This window comes from Carboxydothermus hydrogenoformans Z-2901, from assembly GCF_000012865.1.
GTDB classification, from domain to species: domain Bacteria; phylum Bacillota; class Z-2901; order Carboxydothermales; family Carboxydothermaceae; genus Carboxydothermus; species Carboxydothermus hydrogenoformans.
In genome coordinates this window covers 2,157,578-2,174,352 of the sequence record NC_007503.1, presented here as the reverse complement: position 1 = coordinate 2,174,352, position 16,775 = coordinate 2,157,578, and the positions used below count along the sequence as shown (strand labels likewise).

The 16,775-nt window shown below is 44.0% G+C and carries 21 protein-coding genes and 1 riboswitch; of the genes, 14 read left to right on the top strand and 7 right to left on the bottom strand.

Annotated elements, in window-relative coordinates; all coding sequences use genetic code 11:
- Positions 1-26: 26 nt before the first annotated feature.
- The 3 genes from CHY_RS11275 to CHY_RS13420 form a co-directional block, all read right to left on the bottom strand.
- Positions 27-215, bottom strand: coding sequence for an SHOCT domain-containing protein (locus CHY_RS11275; RefSeq protein ID WP_049752106.1), 189 nt, complete (start codon positions 213-215; stop codon positions 27-29).
- Between the two features lie 72 nt (positions 216-287).
- Positions 288-476, bottom strand: a complete 189-nt coding sequence (locus CHY_RS11270; RefSeq protein WP_049752105.1) for an SHOCT domain-containing protein — start codon at positions 474-476, stop codon at positions 288-290.
- 69 nt (positions 477-545) lie between these two features.
- Positions 546-818 (bottom strand): SHOCT domain-containing protein, encoded by a 273-nt coding sequence (locus CHY_RS13420; RefSeq protein ID WP_011345297.1) that lies wholly within the window; start codon positions 816-818, stop codon positions 546-548.
- Positions 819-973: 155 nt separating this feature from the next.
- Here CHY_RS13420 and CHY_RS11260 point away from each other — a divergent pair, with 155 nt between their 5' ends.
- From CHY_RS11260 to CHY_RS11225, 8 genes are all read left to right on the top strand, one after another.
- Positions 974-1,441, top strand: a complete 468-nt coding sequence (locus CHY_RS11260) for an RNA polymerase sigma factor SigX (RefSeq protein WP_049752104.1) — start codon at positions 974-976, stop codon at positions 1,439-1,441.
- 16 nt (positions 1,442-1,457) lie between these two features.
- Complete coding sequence (locus CHY_RS11255; RefSeq protein WP_162485099.1) at positions 1,458-2,525, top strand: anti-sigma factor family protein; 1,068 nt, start codon at positions 1,458-1,460, stop codon at positions 2,523-2,525.
- Between the two features lies 1 nt (position 2,526).
- Complete coding sequence (locus CHY_RS11250) at positions 2,527-3,432, top strand: ABC transporter ATP-binding protein (protein WP_011345294.1); 906 nt, start codon at positions 2,527-2,529, stop codon at positions 3,430-3,432.
- A complete protein-coding gene (locus CHY_RS11245) occupies positions 3,416-4,264 on the top strand; it encodes an ABC transporter permease subunit (RefSeq protein ID WP_011345293.1) in 849 nt (282 codons plus the stop codon). The genes CHY_RS11250 and CHY_RS11245 overlap by 17 nt, the downstream gene beginning before the upstream one ends.
- A gap of 110 nt (positions 4,265-4,374) precedes the next feature.
- Positions 4,375-4,479, top strand: a riboswitch (SAM riboswitch).
- 61 nt (positions 4,480-4,540) lie between these two features.
- Positions 4,541-5,554 (top strand): methionine ABC transporter ATP-binding protein, encoded by a 1,014-nt coding sequence (locus CHY_RS11240; RefSeq protein ID WP_011345292.1) that lies wholly within the window; start codon positions 4,541-4,543, stop codon positions 5,552-5,554.
- A 2-nt stretch (positions 5,555-5,556) separates the two neighbouring features.
- Positions 5,557-6,204 (top strand): methionine ABC transporter permease, encoded by a 648-nt coding sequence (locus CHY_RS11235; protein WP_011345291.1) that lies wholly within the window; start codon positions 5,557-5,559, stop codon positions 6,202-6,204.
- A 19-nt stretch (positions 6,205-6,223) separates the two neighbouring features.
- Complete coding sequence (locus CHY_RS11230) at positions 6,224-7,021, top strand: MetQ/NlpA family ABC transporter substrate-binding protein (RefSeq protein ID WP_011345290.1); 798 nt, start codon at positions 6,224-6,226, stop codon at positions 7,019-7,021.
- A 52-nt stretch (positions 7,022-7,073) separates the two neighbouring features.
- Positions 7,074-7,511: an Hsp20/alpha crystallin family protein gene (locus CHY_RS11225; RefSeq protein ID WP_011345289.1), complete on the top strand. Its 438-nt coding sequence runs from the start codon at positions 7,074-7,076 to the stop codon at positions 7,509-7,511.
- A 57-nt stretch (positions 7,512-7,568) separates the two neighbouring features.
- On the opposite strand, the gene CHY_RS11220 is transcribed toward CHY_RS11225, so the two are convergent.
- The 4 genes from CHY_RS11220 to CHY_RS11205 form a co-directional block, all read right to left on the bottom strand.
- Entirely contained in the window at positions 7,569-8,417 is an 849-nt protein-coding gene (locus CHY_RS11220; protein ID WP_011345288.1) for a DegV family protein, read from the bottom strand.
- 66 nt (positions 8,418-8,483) lie between these two features.
- Positions 8,484-9,656: an MFS transporter gene (locus tag CHY_RS11215; protein ID WP_011345287.1), complete on the bottom strand. Its 1,173-nt coding sequence runs from the start codon at positions 9,654-9,656 to the stop codon at positions 8,484-8,486.
- A gap of 96 nt (positions 9,657-9,752) precedes the next feature.
- On the bottom strand, positions 9,753-10,166 hold the full coding sequence (locus CHY_RS11210; RefSeq protein WP_011345286.1) for an Hsp20/alpha crystallin family protein: 414 nt from the start codon (positions 10,164-10,166) through the stop codon (positions 9,753-9,755).
- A 229-nt stretch (positions 10,167-10,395) separates the two neighbouring features.
- The gene (locus CHY_RS11205; RefSeq protein WP_011345284.1) at positions 10,396-11,523 is read right to left on the bottom strand and encodes an FTR1 family iron permease; all 1,128 of its coding nucleotides are present in this window, start codon (positions 11,521-11,523) and stop codon (positions 10,396-10,398) included.
- A 132-nt stretch (positions 11,524-11,655) separates the two neighbouring features.
- On the opposite strand from CHY_RS11205, the gene CHY_RS11200 reads away from it, so the two are divergent.
- The 6 genes from CHY_RS11200 (at position 11,656) to CHY_RS11180 (ending at position 16,739) form a co-directional block, all read left to right on the top strand.
- Positions 11,656-12,048 (top strand): PaaI family thioesterase, encoded by a 393-nt coding sequence (locus tag CHY_RS11200; RefSeq protein ID WP_011345283.1) that lies wholly within the window; start codon positions 11,656-11,658, stop codon positions 12,046-12,048.
- Between the two features lie 38 nt (positions 12,049-12,086).
- Complete coding sequence (locus CHY_RS13590) at positions 12,087-12,161, top strand: hypothetical protein (protein ID WP_083757347.1); 75 nt, start codon at positions 12,087-12,089, stop codon at positions 12,159-12,161.
- A gap of 194 nt (positions 12,162-12,355) precedes the next feature.
- On the top strand, positions 12,356-13,963 hold the full coding sequence (locus CHY_RS11195; RefSeq protein WP_011345281.1) for a long-chain-fatty-acid--CoA ligase: 1,608 nt from the start codon (positions 12,356-12,358) through the stop codon (positions 13,961-13,963).
- 326 nt (positions 13,964-14,289) lie between these two features.
- Positions 14,290-15,480 carry a dissimilatory-type sulfite reductase subunit alpha gene (dsrA, locus tag CHY_RS11190; RefSeq protein WP_011345280.1) on the top strand — a complete coding sequence of 397 codons (1,191 nt, stop codon included), beginning with the start codon at positions 14,290-14,292 and terminating at the stop codon, positions 15,478-15,480.
- 1 nt (position 15,481) lies between these two features.
- The gene (gene dsrB / locus CHY_RS11185; protein WP_011345279.1) at positions 15,482-16,540 is read left to right on the top strand and encodes a dissimilatory-type sulfite reductase subunit beta; all 1,059 of its coding nucleotides are present in this window, start codon (positions 15,482-15,484) and stop codon (positions 16,538-16,540) included.
- A gap of 13 nt (positions 16,541-16,553) precedes the next feature.
- On the top strand, positions 16,554-16,739 hold the full coding sequence (locus tag CHY_RS11180; RefSeq protein ID WP_011345278.1) for a hypothetical protein: 186 nt from the start codon (positions 16,554-16,556) through the stop codon (positions 16,737-16,739).
- Positions 16,740-16,775 lie beyond the last annotated feature (36 nt).

Here is a 16,775-nt window from a genome sequence, read left to right as displayed (position 1 = left end):
ATAACAAAAATAGCGGGGGTTTCCCGCTATTTTCGTAAGTCGTGCAACATTTCTTCGTATTTTTCTTTGCTAATTTCACCCTTGGCATACCGCTCTTTTAACAAATCTTCTGGTGATTTGGTTATACTTAATTTAGTAATTCCGTTGTTTTTAGCTAATAGCTGAAAGGCGATGTAAATAATCAAAGCCAAGAAAAGCAAGCCGAAGATCATCATAATAAAACCTCCTATCATATTCCAGGGGCCTAAAGCTTGATTCCAGCAATACCAGAACATGACAATCACCCGCTATTTTCGTAAATCTTGAAGCATTTCTTCGTATTGTTCTTTGGTTATTTCTCCCCGGGCGTATCTTTCCTTTAAAAGTTCTTCCGGAGATTTTCCGGAGGTAACTTTATTTATAATATCGTTTCTGGTAAGAAGTTTGAAGATGAAATAAATCACTACCGCCCAAAAGAGAAACATTAGGATCATCATAAAGATACCTCCAAGCATGTTCCATGGAGTTAGCCGATCCCAGAAATACCACATCATCGTTATCACCCCTTATTTTTTAAGATCTTCTAAAGCTTTTAAATAATCTTCCCTGGTTATTTCCCCGCGAGCGTACCGCTCTCTTAAAATTTCTTCTGCCGAAGAGCGGTGGTTTGTATGGGAAATATGATGGCCGCAGCCGCCCATGGGAAAAAAGATGCCAAACCGGCGGAAAATCAGGGCTGCTACCGCTATAACAGCTAAAAACAAAAGCAGGTTTATTAGTAAACTGCCGGGGTAATAACCGTAACCGTAGCCAAATCCCGGGAAAAATCTCCACATCATTAATATCGCCTCCTTTTAAGTTTATTATAAAACCTAATTGTTACCAAAGTGTTTCGTGTTTATTGCAGATTAACGGAGAAAATATTTCTTTGGCTGTCACAAATTAGGGGTTAAAATCGTCTTAGAGGTAGAAAAAGCGGTAAAGGAGGGAGAGGGTGGAGCACAGTATAGTTGAAACCCTTTATAAGGAAATGTATACCAAACTTACCTTCAGGATTAATAGTATTGTAAAAAGGGTAGATATAGCCGAAGAACTGGCTCAGGAGTGTTTTGCCAGGCTACTTAGGGAAGATATAAGCAGTATAAATAATCCTGTCGGTTGGCTTTTTAAAGTGGGAGAAAATCTTGCCTATGATTATCTCAGGAGTGCTCGGGAGATTCCGCTGTTAGAAGGAGCGAAAACTTCCGGAATTAATTTTATTGATGAGGTGGAACTGGTGAAAGAAGCTCTGGCAACCCTTACCGAGGAAGAACAAAAACTATTACTTTTACGGGAGAAGGGCTATAAATACAAGGAGATAGCCCAAAAATTAGGGATTAAGGAAAGCTCGGTGGGCCAGAAACTCTGCCGGGCGCAGGCCCGGTTTAAAAAAAGTTATTTAAAATTATCCGGAGGTGAGTAATTTGAAGGGCCGTTGTTTGGATGAGGGGATTTTAATGGCTTATGTGGATGATGAGCTAAATTTAGGGGAAATGAGAAAGGTAGAGGAACACCTTGAAGAGTGCTTGAAGTGCCGGGAAAAGTTAAACGAAATTAAAGCTACCAGAAAATTTACCGCGACAAAGCTTTCGCTTTTGACTGACGGCGAAAAGGTTAATGCGGCAAGCCTTAGGAGAAAATTCTGGCAAAATGCAATTTTACCCCGGGTGGCAGCGGTAGCGGCGGCCGCTTTAATCCTGATCGGGGCGCCAACGATAGCCGATGAACTTTACACCTTTTTCCGGGCTGAAAAGGTCGAAATAGTCTCGATTAATGCGGCGGACCTGGAGAAACTTTCCGATATTTTTAATAAGGTGGGGGAAAGCAAGATAGAAGGACTTATCGAGGTTAAAAGAGAGGTGACTTTAAAACCGCGGGATTTGGCTCCCAATGATATTAAAAATATTCCGGCATCTTTAAATCCCGTTCCGGAAAATTTACCTTCAACTTTAGAAAAATATGCGCAATTGAATAATTTATACCAAGGGGAAGGATTTAAATTAACAGTGAAAGTTAATGTTAAGGAGATGAATAGGCAGCTGAAGTTTTTGGGAGCCAAGAAGCTATTTCCGGAAACCTTGGAGGGAAAAGAGTTTAACATCAGCGTAAACCCTGGTTACCGGGCCAATTACAACCTGACAGGTGGCGGTAATAATGGTGGTTTTCTTAGCATTACCCGTCAGGCAGTACCGGAAATAAAAACCCGGGCCAGGATTACGCCGGAAGAAATTGCCGAAGTTCTCTTAGAGCTGCCGGGGATCCCCGGAGACCTAAAAAGCTCTCTGGCAGGACTTGCCGGTGATTTAAACAGCGCCCTGGTGATACCGGTTTACAAGGGAACATCGGTGGAAGATGTTAAAATCGCCGGTGTAACCGGAAAGATGCTTGAACAATCGGGGGGAAGCTATCGGGTGCTGGTGTTTTTAAAGGGGGGAATTCTTACCGTAATTGAAAGCTCTCTTGATAAAGAAACCCTTTTAGAAGTAGCAAGGGGGCTTAGCTGGTAACATGGTATTAGAAAGTGTCGATTTAACAAAATATTATGGCCGGGAAATAGGGTGCCGGAACATTTCTCTGGGGGTTTCCCCCGGAGAAATCTTTGCTTTTTTAGGGCCAAACGGTGCCGGGAAAAGTACCTTTGTGAAAACTGCTCTGGGCTTATTAAAGCCTACCTCGGGGACGATACGGCTTTTTGGGAAAAGCCCGGAAGACTTGCATGTCCGTCGTAAGGTAGGCTATCTCCCGGAAAATATTCGCCTGCCGGAATGGATGACGGCAGAAGAGCTTTTGCGCTTTCACGGGAAGCTTCTCTACCTTCCAGAGAAAAAGTTAAAACGAAGAATAGAAGAGGTTTTAACCCGGACCAAACTCTGGGAGCGAAAAGATAGTAGAATCAAGACCTACAGCCAGGGGATGCGCCAGCGACTGGCCCTGGCGGTGGCCTTATTAGGGGAACCGGAACTTTTATTTTTGGATGAGCCAACTTCGGCTCTGGATCCGGTAGGCCGGATTGAAGTCCGGGAAATTATCACCGACCTTAAAAGACAAGGAGTAGCGGTATTTTTAAACAGCCATCTTTTATCTGAGGTGGAAATGGTAGCCGATAGTGTAGCGATTATTAACCGCGGGGAAATAAAAGCCCGGGGAAAACTTGCGGAACTTTTATCCGGACGCGGGATTTTAATCCGCGGGGAAATTCCCGAAGCTCTTCTTAATAAACTAAAATCCCGGTATCAAACCGGGGAAGCCCCAAATGGGTTAAAGCTTTTGGGGGTAAGCGAAGAAGAAGTACCGGCAATAATGCGGGAATTGGTCCTCGGGGGAGCTAATATTTATGAGGTTCGGCCGTTTAAGGCGGCGCTCGAGGAATTATTTATCCAGGCGGTGGAGGGCAAAAATGGGGCAGATAATTAGTTATACCTTAAGGGAAGCGGTGCGCAGAAAAACTCTTTTGGTAATTGTCATTTTAGCGGTGGTTTACCTTATTCTTTTCGGTACCGGCCTTTATTTTATCAGCGATAATTTAAAAATATATAAAAGCCCTACTCCTGATATGGTGTTACAGCATTATATTCTTTTAAATTTTTTCTTTTCCTTTGGCTTGTTTTTCGCCTCCTTTGCAGTAAACGTGATAGCGGTATTTAGCGCGGTTGGGGCGATTTCCGGAGAATTAGAAGCGTGGCTTTTACAGCCGCTACTGGTACGTCCCGTTAAAAAGTGGGAGGTATTTTTGGGAAAATTTATTGGTTACGGTCTTTTAGGCATTATTGCGGCGATAATTTTAATATTGGCGCTGGTAGCCGAGTTTTACGTTATTACCGGTTTTATCCCACAGAATGTCTGGCTTGCAGGACTTATCTTAAGCGGAATGCCGCTTATTTTAACGGCGGTGACGTTGACCGGGTCGGTGCGGTTGTCGCCGGCGGCTAACGGTTTTTTTGCTTTTACCCTGTATATGGCTTCGCTGGTGGGAGGGATGATGGAGCAGGTGGCAAGCTTCTTTCCCGGACAAACGAAAATTTTGCAAGAAATCGGCCTTTTAACCAGTATTACCCTTCCTACCGACGCTATTTACCGCAAAGGGGTGTCTTATATTTTTTCTGGAGTTAGCAACTTTGCTGGACCTTTAACCTTATTTGGCAGTGCCAACCCCCCGAGCTTGTACTTTCTCGGATATACCCTTCTTTACCTGGTGGGGGTAGTAATTCTGGGAATATATCTTTTTAATAAACGGGAGGCAGCGTAGAAAATTTAAAAAATTAAAACTTTTTCAGAGGGACTTGACAGGTGGTAGTTTCGAATTTAAAATCAAACTCAGTTTAATGCGAACTAAATAGCGGCGATGACATAGATCGCCTCTTATCAAGAGTGGCGGAGGGACTGGCCCAATGAAGCCCGGCAACCGGCCATATTTTTGGCAATGGTGCCAATTCCTGCGGATTAAATTCCGGGAGATAAGAGGAGGAGTAAAACCCTCTTCTAACCGGAAGGGGGTTATTTTTTTGCAAAAGAGGTGGTAACAGTGATTATTATTAAAAACCTGGAAATTACGTATCCGGGGAAAAGAAAGGTAAAAGCGGTGGATAATGTCAGTTTAGAAATAAAAAAAGGTGAAATTTTTGGCATCATCGGCTTATCGGGCGCCGGAAAGTCATCGTTACTGCGGGCAATAAACGGGCTTGTCCGGCCTACTTCCGGTGAAGTTTGGGTGGATGGCGTGGAAATCACACGGCTATCAAGTAAAGAACTTCTAAATTTGCGGCAAAAAATCGGGATGATCTTTCAGCATTTTAACCTCTTGGATTCCCGCACCGTTTTTGGGAACGTAGCTTTTCCCCTGGAGATAGGGGGCTATCCCAGGGAACAGATAAAGAAGCGGGTTATGGAAGTCCTGGAGCTGGTGGGGCTTTTGGATAAAGCGGAGAGCTATCCAAGAGAACTTTCCGGCGGACAAAAACAACGGGTGGGGATTGCCCGGGCGATTGCCGCAAACCCGAAAATTCTTCTCTGTGATGAACCCACTTCTGCTTTGGATCCGCAAACGACGGGACAAATTCTAAAGTTACTGGCAGAAATTAACCAAAAGCTGGGGATTACTATAGTTATCATTACCCATGAAATGCGGGTGATTACCGAAATCTGCGATCGGGTGGCGGTAATGGACAACGGCCGGGTGGTAGAAGAAGGGGTAGTAACCGATGTCTTTTTAAATCCCTGGCATCCCATTACCAAAGAGTTTGTTAACACCGTAATCAGCAAGGAATTACCGGAAGAGGTTTTAGCCCATGCCCGGACCAGAAGACCTGACCGGGAAGTGCTCTTGCTGCGCTTTGCCGGCAATACCGCCAATGAGCCGGTGGTATCCAGGATAATCAAAGAAACGGGTGTGGAGTTAAGCATCCTTTACGGCAATATCGGACATTTAAAAGACGTTCCCTACGGAATTTTGGCGGTAGAGATTTTCGGGGATGAAAACAGACGAGACAAGGTCCGGCAAATTTTGCACGAGCTTTCGGTGAAGCTGGAGGTGGTGTAGAAGTGGAATACTGGCCGGAAATCCTGAAGGCTACCTATGAAACCCTTTATATGACCGGAGTATCTCTTTTCTTTGCAGCGGTAATTGGTATTCCGGTGGGAGTTCTCTTAAATGCCGTTTCAAATGGTGGGATAATGCCCAATCCGGTAATTTACAGCATTCTGGGTTCGGTAGTAAATGTCCTGCGTTCGGCGCCTTTTGTAATTCTGATGCTGGCGGTAACTCCTTTAACCCGGCTTATTGCCGGGACCTCTATCGGTAGCAGCGCAGCGATAGTACCCTTAACAATAGGGGCGGCGCCTTTTGTTGCCCGGTTAATTGAGGCCAATCTCAGGGAAGTTGACCCCGGAGTGGTAGAAGCGGCCCGGGCCATGGGGGCAAATAACCGGCAGGTAATTTTCAAAGTACTTTTGCCGGAAGCCCGAGCCGGAATTATTTTGAGTTTAACCAATACTGCAATAGCTATAATCGGGTATTCGGCCATGGCCGGAGCCATTGGTGGAGGAGGGCTGGGCGACCTCGGTGTCCGGTATGGTTATATGCGCTTTCAAACGGATGTGATGCTCATAACCGTGGCTATTTTGGTAGCTCTGGTGGAGATTGTGCAGGCTACGGGCAATTTTTTGGCCCGTAAATATAAAACAAAATAATTAAGGAGGAGGAGTTAAAATGAAAAAAGTTTTGGTAGCCTTAGTGCTAATTTTAACTCTGGGCCTTTTTGGCTGCGGAAGCCAAAAAGCTACCGAAAAAGTTTTAAAAGTTGGGGCGACCCCGGTACCTCACGCGGAAATTTTACGGCAGGTGCAGCCGATTTTAGAAAAGGAAGGCATCAAACTGGAGATTATCGAGTTTACCGACTATGTAAAGCCCAATATCGCTTTGGCGGAAAAAGAGCTGGATGCCAACTATTTTCAGCACGTCCCGTATTTAGAGCAATTTAATAAAGACCGGGGGCTTAACCTTACCTGGACGGTAAAAGTCCATTTTGAGCCGATGGGGCTTTATTCCAAAAAGGTAAAGAGTATTGACGAGTTTAAACCGGGAGCCAAAATTGGTATTCCGAACGATCCTACCAACGGTGGGCGGGCTTTGGCTCTCTTGGAAAAAGCAGGGCTTATTACCTTAAAACCGGGTGTGGGGATCAAAGCAACGGTAAAGGATATAACTTCCAAGAAAGTGGAAGTGGTGGAATTAGAAGCAGCCCAGCTGCCGCGGTCCCTGGATGACCTTGATGGAGCGGTGATTAACGGCAACTATGCCCAGGAAGCTAAGCTTACTCCTAAAGATGCGTTAATTGCCGAAGATGCCAATTCGGAAGCGGCCGAGACTTTTGGCAACGTTTTGGCTGTGCGCAAAGGCGATGAAAATCGCGAAGAAATTAAAAAACTGTCGGAAGCTTTAAAGTCCGAAGAAATCAAGAAGTTTATCAATGAAAAATACAATGGTGCGGTGGTGCCTTTAAATTAATTTCGTATAAAAAATAAAAAAGCCTCCATGCTAATTAAATGGAGGTGAGAAAATGCTTATACCTTTTGATCCCTGGCGGGAAATGTTAAATTTTAAAAACCAGATGGAACGGTTTTTTGAACGGGGAGATTTTTTGGAACCCTTTAACCCTGCAAGACTCTTTAGCCCGCGGGTGGAAATTTTTGAAGAAGGGGCAGACGTAGTTGTTCGGGCGGAAATACCGGGACTAAATGCCAAAGAAGACCTTGAAGTAATCGTGGAGCCGGAAAGCCTTACCTTAAGAGGCGAGATCCGGGATGAACGGGAGAGAAAGCAAGAGCGGTTTTACCGGAGTGAACGTTATTACGGCAAATTTTCAAGAACTATCGCTTTACCGGCGGAAGTTGAACCGGATCATGCCCGGGCTTCTTACCAAAACGGCATTTTAGAGGTGCGGATGAAAAAATCCGGCAAAAACAATCCCCGGGCCCGCCGCATAGAAATACAGTAAACGGAAGGGACGGTTCTTAAAGCATCCATTTTGCTGCTCTGAACCGTCCCCTTATTTTTAATAAGTCACCAGTAAAGTACCTTCTCCGCCATGGGTGGCCAGTGCTGGACTTAATTCGGAAAGGATAATTTTTTTCGGCTTTAACCGTTCCAGAAGTTTTTCCTTCAACAAAAGCGCCTCTTCCAAAGCGCCGGCGTGAGTTATACCGACAATTTTTTGTTCAAAATCTTTCCCATGTTGTTCGGCAAGCTCAATTAGTCTCTGGATGGCTCTTTTTCGCCCCCGGACATTTTCTAAATGAGCTATTTCGCCTTCAGGTGTCCGGTGAAAGATAGGTTTTATATTTAAAAAATTAGCTACCTTTTCTTTCATCCGGGAAATCCGCCCGCCTTTGACCAGGTTTTCCATGGTTTCCACGGTAAAAAAGAGCCGATGCTCTTCTTTAAATTTTTCTATCCGGTGTAAAAGTTCTTCCCGGTTTATCCCTTCTTTTAACCATTCCGCAACCTTTAAGGCTAAAATCCCAAGTCCCAGGGACCCAGTTTTTGAATCAATAACGGTGATTTTTTTGCTGACCATTTCTGCAGCCATTTTAGCAGTTTGAAAGGTTCCGGAAAGCCGGGACGAAACCCCTAAAAAAACTACCTCGCCGACGTTTTCCAATTGGTGTACGGCATTTTTAAAAGCTTCTAAAAAGTGATGGGGGGATGGTTGACTGGTTTTAGGTAATTCGACGTATTCTTTCATCCTGGCTAAAAACTCTTTAGCGGAAATTTCCAGGCGATCAAGATAGCTCTTGCCGTCGGGAAAATGAACGGAAAGAGGAATAATCTCAATTCCCTCTTCGTTTAAAATTTCTTCGGGTAAATCCAGGGTACTATCGGTGAAAATCTTAAACTTGCGCAAATCGCAAAACCTCCAAAAAAATAAATTTAACTTAAATATACAGGAAAAATCTAAATATGTCAAAAATTATTTTATTTTGGGTTTAGGCAGGGAAATTTTTTGAAAATAAACTAACGTTAAAGCGGAGATAATAAAGGGAATCACCACCAACAGTTTTAAAGAAAAAGCAAGACTGGTATAATCAGCCACCGTACCGGTAAGCATAGCACCCATACCGCCAAGACCAAAAGCCAGCCCCATCATCATCCCGGAAACCATTCCGGCGTTTTCCGGGATTAAGTTTTGCCCCATAACGATGGTGGCCGGGAAGGACATGTTTAAAAGAAAGCCGGTTATAAGCATGCCAAGATAAGAAAAAGGTGGTGGAGTGAAAAACATCATTATTAACGTAGCTCCGGACAAAAGGAAAGTAGCAAGCAGGGTAAACCTTTCTCCGTGCTTTTCACTTACAAAACCACCCGCTACCACCCCTGCTGTTCCGGCCAAAAGATAAGCCGAAAGAAGGATACTGCTCTGGTTGGCCGAAAGCCCCTGATGCAGGAAATACTGAATGGAATAGTTGCCAAGGGCTACCTGGATCCAGGCACGGCCCCAAACGATTAAGTTTAAAAGCAGAAGGCCGGTAAAGGCGCTTTTAATCGTGGCCCGAAAGGAGGGTAGAGTTTCTTTACGCTCTTCGTGGGGAAGGGGTAGCTGGTGGCTTTTTGATAAATAGAGGAATATTAGTGCTAAAAACATAGGCAGAGAAAAAAGTAAAAGCCCTTTTCGTCCCAAAGCTTCTACCACCGGCACCAGAATTACCGGGGCTATGGAGTAGCCGATATTTCCCCAGGTGACGTAAAAAGAAACAGCGGTGTTTTTCTTTTCGCTGATGCTGGTTGTAAGCACAGACCCTAAGGGGTGATAAAGGGCTGAGCCTAAGGCGCCGAGGGTAAAAAGGATTAAAACGGGATAAAAATTTTGAAACAGTCCGGTGGCGGTAGTAAGTAATCCCATTAGCAAAAGGCTGAATAAGAGATGGGTGCTTTTTCCTTTTTTATCCACCAGATAACCCAGGTACGGTTGCATGACCGAACCGGCAAACGAAACAACCGCTACCAGAATTCCCTGGCGGGTAAGGCTTAAGTGTAAGTCCCGGGCTAAAAGGTACATGGTAGAAGCTAAGACGTTGGCGTAAAAATCTATCCAGAAATGGCCAAAAGCAATCGCATAACGAATTTTGTTATAATTATAATTCAAATATTCTCCCTCCCGTCCAACATTACTATTAAAACATATTTTTTAAAAAGAAAAAACCCCGAAGCGGTAAATCTTCGGGGAAGGAGGGAGGGGGGATTAGTTGATATCTACTTTAAATCCCTGGGGGTTACCTTGGGCTTTTTTAAGCTTGATGTTTAAAATGCCGTTTTTATATTCAGCAGTGGCTTTGGCAGGTTCCACTTCCACCGGCAGGTAAACTACCCTTTCAAAGCTACCGGTGAATCTTTCTTTGCGATAGTATCTGTCGGTTTTGGCTTCGGTTTCATCCTGAACCTGACCTTTAATGATTAAATAATCGTTTTGGACGTAGAGTTCGATTTGGTTCTTATCTTCAATACCTGGAAGCTCTGCTTTAACTAAAAGCTCATCTCCGTTATCTAAGATGTCAACTCTTGGTAGAGAAAGGCTTCTGTTAATTGGAGTAAAGGCTTCGGCAAACCAGCGATTTAAATCAAAGATTTCTTTGAAGGGATCAAATCTCATGAGCATACCAACCACCTCCGGGTATCTTTTTTATATTTTATTTTAACTTTCCTTGACCTTTCACCTATAATTATTGACCTTTCCTGACCAATATGCAAAAGTCAAAAATAGTCAAAAATAAGAGAAAAGCGCCAAAAATAATGGTTAAAACTAAAAAATGAATTATTGCTAAAAATTTCTTTAAATTTCACCTTTGCAAAGAAAAAAGGCGGCATTGGCCGCCTTTCAAAATTATTTAAGTGGCTTGTGGGGGATTGGTTAAGATTTTACCAATTCCATAAATACCTATTACTAACAGAATTCCCTGAACAATTAAATTTTCTAAAGTGGGGTAAAAACCAAGCAAGCTTAAGCTAAAATTACCCAGCTTGGTTTCCGAAATCCAGCCTATTTCTGCCAGCTCATGAACGCCGTAACCGGCAAATTTAATGGTTAGATAATAGAGGAGGATTCCGGTAGCCAGGAAAAAGGGACGAAGGGGTATCTTTACCCCGAGCTTAACGATGGCAAAAACTAATACTACAAGACCAAGGGCACCGGAAATAAGCCCGCTCCAGAAGCCTGAGGGGCTTACCTGGTGGTAGAGAGCGGTGTAAAATAATACAGTTTCAAAACCCTCCCGAAATACCGCCAAAAATGAGACGCCGAAAAAGGACCAGTAGCTTTTCCTGATTAAAGCCTGGTTTGCGGTATTTTTAATGAACTCTTCCCACCTGTGGGTGCTTGCTTTGGAAAGAAGCCAGAAACTTACATAAAAAAGAAGAGCTGCTGCAATAATCGAGGATAAACCTTCTAATGCCGCTGGAGGTAGAGCTTTACCGGCAGCGGATAGGAGGAAAAAAGCAACAGCAATGCTACCGGCTACTCCTGTAACTGCACCCAGGATAAGACTTCCTTTAAGGTTTTCCTGTCCGGCTTTTTGCAAAAACGCCCAGAGCGCGCCTATGATTAGAAAAGCTTCAAATCCTTCCCTGAGAATTATCAAAGCGCTATCAAAAAGACCGGCAAAACCTTCTTTCTTTTCACTGGAGGGAAAAGCTCCTGTTAATTTCTCATAGTACTCGGAAAGCTCTTCGAAGTCTTTTTTAGAAGCGTACTTGATAATTTTTGGCAAATATTCTTCCGATTCTTCATAAAGTTTTGGGCTTAATTCTTTAATTTCTTTTTCCTCGTTTTCAAAAAAAGTTTGGAGTTTAGAAGCAAGTTCCTGAGCCTCCCCCCATTCACCTTCTTTGGCTTCTTGATAAAGGCTTTTTAAGAGATTTTGGTACTCTCCGATAGGGTTTTCGGCAAAAGAGGGAAAGGTAAAGACAAAAGTAAGCAGGGTAACAATAACGACTATTAAAGAAAATCTTTTAACCATAGAAAAACCTCCTTGAAATTGAAAATCATTTTCAATTTAATTATAAGTAAAAAAATCGGAATAGTCAAGAAGGTGAATTAAGTTCAGCGGCGAATTTTAGGTTAGCAAAAAAATAGAGAAAAGAGGGGGAAAATGCAGGGAGATTTGTTAAAACTTTTGCGGGACGACACTTTTTGGAGCTTTATGGGGATGGAACCGGTGAAGGTAACGCCCCAGGAAGCGGAATTAAAGATTAGTTTAAAACCGCACCACTTTCAAACTTTTGGAGTGGTACATGGGGGTGTTTTTGCTTCAATTATTGATGCGGCGGTAGGTGCGATGGTGGTGGCGCAAATGACCGAGGGACAAAAAACGGCGACTATTGAACTGAAAGTAAATTACTTAAAACCCGGCCTTGGCGGCGATATTGTGGCTCGTGCCCGGAGAGTAAGTACGGGAAACAGGGTTGTAGTTGGTGAAGTAGAGGTGTATAATGATAAACAAGAACTTTTGGCCATTGGTATTGCCACTTATTTAGTGTGGTAAATTAAAACGATGTATTTATGTGAGATTTGCGGTAATAAGTGGAAATTTTGGAGAGTGGAAAAGGGCAGCTTGCGTGCTGCGGCAAGCGGATGGTTTTACGGGAGAAAAGGTGATTGTTATTACCGGGAGATTTCCCGGTTTTTTATTTTTTGGGATTTTAGAAGTCGATTCATGTCGATAAAAAAATGAGCGTTCATTCAGTTGATGGGTTAAATATTGGAGGGGGATGCGTTATAATATTTATCGAACAATACAAAAATTCGAAATATTAAAAAAAGAGAGAAAAGTAAAAAGGAGGAGAAAAGGGATGGGAGAACCTATCTGGCTTAAGTCTTATGAAGAAGGGGTACCGCATTCTTTAAATTACCCTGATAAGACGATAGCCCAAATAGTTGATGAAATTGCGGCTAAAATGCCGAATCACAAAGCGCTAATTTTTTACCAGAAAGAGATTACTTACGGGGAGTTAAAGCTTTACACCGATCTTTTGGCAGCAGCTCTTGCCCGGGATGGAGTGAAAAAGGGTGACCGCGTGGCTTTAATGTCTCCCAACACTCCGCAGTATGTGATTACTTATCTTGCGGTTCAAAAAATTGGAGCTATTTTAGTTCAGGTAAACCCGATGTACGTGGAAAGGGAACTTTTGCACATTTTAAACGATTCCGGGGCTAAAGTTATTGTGGCAATGCGTAACCTTTACCCCCGGATAAAGGCGGTGCAAAACCAGACGAATTTAGAAAAAATTATATTATTTGATTTTAGCCCTTATGATGTTCCTGATGATGCGGTGGATTTTGAAGCTTATGTAAAATCGGCGGCAGGTTATACTGTGGAGTATCCTCCCATTGACTATCTTAATGACCCGGCGGTATTGCAGTATACCGGTGGTACCACAGGAATTGCTAAAGGGGCAATTTTAACCCACCGTAACATCTTGGCAAACCCCATGCAGGTTACGGCCTGGATGACTTCCTGTGAATTTGGCAAGGAAGTAGTGTTAGGAGTTTTACCCTTTTTCCACTCTTACGGCATGAGTGTGGCCATGAACTTTTCCCTTATAAATGCAGGAACGCTGGTGCTTTTACCTCGCTTTGAAATAAATGAAGTAATGAATACCATTAAAAAATACCGGCCGACCGTTTTCCCCGGTGTTCCAACGATGTATATTGCTATCAACAATTATCCCAATGCCGGAAGCTACGGGATAGACAGCATTAAAGAGTGCATATCCGGTTCTGCTCCCCTTCCGGTGGAGGTTGCTTTAAAGTTTGAGGAGCTTACCGGCGGCCATCTGGTCGAAGGCTACGGATTGTCCGAAGCATCGCCGGTTACCCACTGTAATCCTTTAGGGGGTAAAAGAAAAGTAGGGTCTATTGGGCTTCCCTTCCCGGATACCGAAGCTAAAATTGTGGACCCCGAAAATTACGAACGGGAACTTCCGATTGGTGAAATTGGAGAGCTGGCAGTTAAAGGCCCGCAGGTAATGAAAGGTTACTGGAATATGCCCGAGGAGACGGCCCGGGTGTTAAAAGACGGCTGGCTTTACACCGGTGATATTGCCCGTATGGATGAGGATGGATATTTTTATATCGTTGACCGGAAAAAAGATATGATTATTGCCAGCGGCTATAACATTTATCCCCGGGAAGTTGAAGAAGTGTTGTTTGAGCATCCCAAAATTAAGGAAGCGGTAGTAGTTGGCGTTCCCGATGAATACCGGGGAGAAACGGTAAAAGCTTTTGTGGTGTTAAAGGATGGAGAGACCGCTACCGCTGAGGAAATAATAGCTTTTTGTAAGGAAAGACTTGCGGCTTATAAGGTGCCGAAGAAAGTTGAATTTAGAGAGGAACTTCCCAAGACTGCTGTAGGTAAGATTCTGCGGCGGCAATTAAGAGAAGAAGAATTACGGAAGTAATAAAGTAGGGACAGTCCCTTTTACCATACTTTAAGGATAACTTTAGGGACTGTCCCTAAAATTATAAATATCACAAATAGCGGTATTTATTTTTTTTATAGATAGTTACCGATATCACAAATAAAAGCGGGAAAAACCGGGATGTTTAGGATGATTTTGAAATGTGGAAGGGGATTTAAAGAGAAAAATAGAGTAAAAATTAATAAATTAAAATAACGCCATAAGTTTATCAAATAATAAACCTAATTGACCGAAAATGTTAGAAAAATTATGATTTTAGTAGAGAACACATGAGAATATTATCACAAGCAGGAGGTGCCGAATTAATGGCCAACGAGGAAAAAAAGACTCCTCTTTTGGACCAGTTAGAGGAGGGGCGTTGGCCCAGCTTTGTCAAGGAAATTAAAAAAGCTGCGGCCAAAAACAAAAAAGCCGAAGCGCTGTTAGGACAGCTTGAGCTTTCTTATCGGGAAAAGAAAGTTCACTGGAAACACGGCGGAATTGTGGGGGTAAAAGGTTACGGTGGCGGAGTTATTGGCCGTTACTCCGATGTTCCGGAGCAGTTTCCCGATGCAGCGGAATTTCACACTATTCGGGTAAACCAGCCAGCCGGTTGGTTTTACACTACCGAAGCATTGCGGAAACTTTGCGATATCTGGGAAAAATATGGCAGCGGTTTAACTAACTTCCATGGTTCGACCGGTGATGCAATTCTCCTGGGTACCGACACCGATAAACTGCAGGCTTGCTTTGATGAACTGGCAGAAGCCGGCTTTGACCTGGGAGGTTCCGGTTCGGACCTAAGAACGCCGAGCTGTTGCGTTGGTCCGGCCCGTTGCGAGTTTGCTTGCTTCGATACCCTTGATGTTTGCCATGAGATTACCATGGAGTTTCAAAATGAGCTTCACCGGCCGATGTGGCCCTATAAGTTTAAGATCAAGATTGCCGGCTGCCCCAACGATTGCGTAGCTTCTATTGCCCGGGCTGATCTCTCGGTAATTGGTACCTGGAGGGATGAAATCCGGGTAAATCAGGAGGAAGTAAAAGCATATGCCGAGGCCGGTTTTGACATTCAGGGAATGGTCGTGGATAAATGCCCGAAAAAAGCGGTGAAATACAATGCTGAAACCCGGGAAATTGTTATCGATAATGAGTCCTGCACCCGCTGCATGCATTGTATTAACGAAATGCCCCGGGCATTAAGGGTTGGCAAAGAAGGCGGTGCCACATTACTCATAGGTGCCAAGGCTCCGATTGTTAAGTCGGCATTTATGTCCTGGGTTATCATACCGTTTATGGAAATGAAACCGCCTTATACCGAACTTAAGGATTTTATCCGGACCATTACCGATTGGTGGGATGAAAACGGCAAGACCCGGGAGCGGATTGGCGAAACCATTTACCGTCTGGGTATGCCGAAGTTCTTACGGGATACCGGAATTAAACCGGTGCCGCAAATGGTTACAGCTCCTCGTGCTAACCCCTACTACTTCTGGTACCCAGAGGAGGTGAAGTAAAATGGCGAGGACTGATTTTGGACCTCCCCACTACAGTACGCTTATTCCTGATATTATTAAAGAAAATTATGGCAAGTGGCTGTACCACGAACAAATTCGTCCCGGGGTTTTAAAGCATGTTTCGGAAACCGGGGCCGAGCTGTATACGGTTCGGGTAGGGTCGCCAAGACTTGCCAGCATTGATTTTATCCGGGAAATTTGCGAAATTGCCGATAAATACAGCAAAGGGCATTTGCGCTTTACCAGTCGCCATAATATTGAGTTTTTACTGGATGATAAGGAAATGGTGGAGCCGCTTTTGGAGGAGCTTGCCCGAAGAGGCTTGCCGGTAGGAGGTACCGGACACTCGGTTTCCAACATTGTGCATACTCAGGGCTGGGTGCACTGTCATTCTGCGGCTACCGACGCTTCCGGCCTGGTAAAAAGTTTAATGGATGGGCTTTACGATTACTTTGTGGAAAACAAGCTTCCCAACATGGTCCGGATTGCTGTGGCCTGCTGTCTTAATATGTGCGGGGCCGTGCACTGTTCGGATATTGCTATCGTTGGTATTCACCGCAAACCGCCGAGAATCGATCACGAAAAGCTGCATAAGGTTTGTGAGATTCCCTCGGTTATTCAGAGCTGTCCGACCGGTGCCATTAAGCCAAATCCCAAGCTAAAATCGGTGGAAGTGAATCCGGATAAGTGTATGTACTGCGGCAACTGCTATACCGTTTGTCCGGCCATGCCAATTGCCGATCCGGAAAACGACGGGGTAGCCATTTTTGTGGGCGGTAAGGTTTCCAACGCCCGGACCGCTCCTAAGTTTTCCCGGCTGGCAATACCGTATCTTCCCAACAATCCGCCCCGGTGGACGGAGACGGTGGAGGCAGTAAAGCACCTTTTAGAAGTATATGCTGAAAATGCTCTGCCGGGTGAAAGATATGGCGAATGGATTGAGCGGATTGGCTGGGAGCGGTTCTTTAAACTGACGGGTCTTCCATTTACGGAAAAACATATTGATGACTTTATCTTTGCGCCGACCACCTTTAGAACCACTACTCAGTTTAACTGGTAAGGGGGTCGGTAGGGTGGAAGAGTTAAAACAAAAAATCATTGATTACTTAAAAACGGTCGATAAGGCCAAAAACAAAGAAGTGGCTCAAGCTTTAGGTGTTTCCAAAGGAGAAGTAGATAAAGCAGTTACCGAATTGGCCAAGGAAGATAAAATTGAGTTTCTTTATCTTGGGACTTCTTATATCAAGCTAAAAACATAACATTACTCCCCTTTTCTCCCCTGCCCTGGGCCGCCC

Bases quoted from the DNA above. Each gene is read 5' to 3' on its own strand.
- CHY_RS11275 (WP_049752106.1), bottom strand. From the start codon at position 215: ATGATGATCTTCGGCTTGCTTTTCTTGGCTTTGATTATTTACATCGCC.
- CHY_RS11270 (WP_049752105.1), bottom strand. From the start codon at position 476: ATGATGATCCTAATGTTTCTCTTTTGGGCGGTAGTGATTTATTTCATC.
- CHY_RS13420 (WP_011345297.1), bottom strand. From the start codon at position 818: ATGATGTGGAGATTTTTCCCGGGATTTGGCTACGGTTACGGTTATTAC.
- CHY_RS11250 (WP_011345294.1), top strand. From the start codon at position 2,527: ATGGTATTAGAAAGTGTCGATTTAACAAAATATTATGGCCGGGAAATA.
- CHY_RS11245 (WP_011345293.1), top strand. From the start codon at position 3,416: ATGGGGCAGATAATTAGTTATACCTTAAGGGAAGCGGTGCGCAGAAAA.
- CHY_RS11230 (WP_011345290.1), top strand. From the start codon at position 6,224: ATGAAAAAAGTTTTGGTAGCCTTAGTGCTAATTTTAACTCTGGGCCTT.
- CHY_RS11225 (WP_011345289.1), top strand. From the start codon at position 7,074: ATGCTTATACCTTTTGATCCCTGGCGGGAAATGTTAAATTTTAAAAAC.
- CHY_RS11210 (WP_011345286.1), bottom strand. From the start codon at position 10,166: ATGCTCATGAGATTTGATCCCTTCAAAGAAATCTTTGATTTAAATCGC.
- CHY_RS11205 (WP_011345284.1), bottom strand. From the start codon at position 11,523: ATGGTTAAAAGATTTTCTTTAATAGTCGTTATTGTTACCCTGCTTACT.
- CHY_RS11200 (WP_011345283.1), top strand. From the start codon at position 11,656: ATGCAGGGAGATTTGTTAAAACTTTTGCGGGACGACACTTTTTGGAGC.
- CHY_RS11195 (WP_011345281.1), top strand. From the start codon at position 12,356: ATGGGAGAACCTATCTGGCTTAAGTCTTATGAAGAAGGGGTACCGCAT.
- dsrA (WP_011345280.1), top strand. From the start codon at position 14,290: ATGGCCAACGAGGAAAAAAAGACTCCTCTTTTGGACCAGTTAGAGGAG.
- dsrB (WP_011345279.1), top strand. From the start codon at position 15,482: ATGGCGAGGACTGATTTTGGACCTCCCCACTACAGTACGCTTATTCCT.